Annotated in this window: 1 protein-coding gene; it reads right to left on the reverse strand. The window is 74.9% G+C overall.

Annotated elements, in window-relative coordinates:
- Window positions 1-19: 19 nt before the first annotated feature.
- A complete protein-coding gene (locus tag GTR00_RS20600) occupies window positions 20-1,480 on the reverse strand; it encodes a SulP family inorganic anion transporter (RefSeq protein WP_166613392.1) in 1,461 nt (486 codons plus the stop codon).
- Window positions 1,481-1,516: the final 36 nt, after the last annotated feature.

Below are 1,516 nucleotides of genomic sequence, written 5' to 3' on the forward strand. Positions count from 1 at the left end.
CTCCAGCCCCTCCAGCCCCTCAGCCCTCCGCGGCGACGCGGCCGGCGAGGCGCCCGTGCAGGGCGGCGGTGGGGGCGTTCATGCCGACGGTGCGCACCTCGGTGCCGCGGGCGGCGTACTTGCGCTGCACGGCGTCGAGGGCGGCGACGCTGGAGGCGTCCCACACGTGCGCGTCGCTGAAGTCGACGGTCACGCGGGGCGGGTCGGTGGCGTAGTCGAACTGGGTGACCAGGTCGCCGGAGGAGGCGAAGAACAGCTGCCCGTGCACCCGGTAGGTGCGGTGGGTGCCGTCGGCGTCGAGCTCGCTGGTGACGGTGACCAGGTGGGCCACGCGGCGGGCGAAGAGCACGCAGGCCAGCAGGGTGCCGCCGAGGACGCCGTAGGCGAGGTTGTGCGTGAGCAGCACGATGGCGACGGTGAGGAGCATGACGGCGGTCTCGCTGCGCGGCATGGCCCGCAGCGTGGAGGGGCGCACGCTGTGCCAGTCGAAGGCGCCGTGGCAGACGAGGAACATCACGGCGACGAGCGCGGCCATGGGGATGCGCGCGACGACGTCGCCGAGGCCGACGACGAGGACGAGCAGGAACGCGCCGGCGAGGAAGGTGGACAGCCGGGTGCGGGCGCCGGAGACCTTCACGTTGATCATGGTCTGGCCGATGACGGCGCACCCGCCCATGCCGCCGAAGAGGGCGGTGGCGATCTGGGCGGTGCCCTGGCCGAGGGACTCGCGGGTCTTGGAGGAGCGGGTGTCGGTGATCTCGTCGACGAGCGTGGCGGTCATGAGGGACTCCATGAGCCCCACGAGGGCCACCCCGACGGAGTAGGGGGCGATGGTGCGCAGCGTGTCCAGGGTGAGCGGCACGTCGGGCAGGCCGAGGGTGGGCAGGGTGCGCGGCAGGGCGCCCTCGTCGCCGACGGTGGGCACGGCCACCCCGGCCAGGACGGTGAAGGCGGTGAGGGCGACGACCGCGACGAGCGGGGCGGGCACGGAGCGCACCACCCGGGGCACGAGCACCAGCAGGGCCAGGCCGGCGGCGAGCACGGCCCACACCCGCCAGTCCGCGCCGCGCAGGTTGGGCAGCTGCGCCGCGAAGATGGAGATGGCCAGGGCGTTGACGAAGCCGGTCATGACGCTGCGGGGCACGAAGCGCATGAGGCGGGCGGCGCCGAGCAGGCCGAGGGCGATCTGCAGGACCCCGGCGAGCAGGATCGCCGCGACGAGGTGCCCGACCCCGTGCGCGTGCGAGAGGGGGGCCACGACGAGGGCGACGGCGCCGGTGGCGGCGGAGATCATCGCGGGCCGGCCGCCGACGACGGAGGTCACGACGCCCATGACGAAGGAGGAGATGAGCCCGACGCGGGGGTCGACGCCGGCGACGAGGGAGAAGGAGATGGCCTCGGGGACCAGCGCCAGGGCGACGACGAGGCCGGCGAGGACCTCGGTGCGCAGCGTCGCGGGGGACCTCGCCCACGCGGGCAGGCGGCGGCGGGCCGGGTGGGCGAGGTCCCCCGCGAC

This window comes from Kineococcus indalonis, assembly GCF_009906395.1.
Classification (GTDB): domain Bacteria; phylum Actinomycetota; class Actinomycetes; order Actinomycetales; family Kineococcaceae; genus Kineococcus; species Kineococcus indalonis.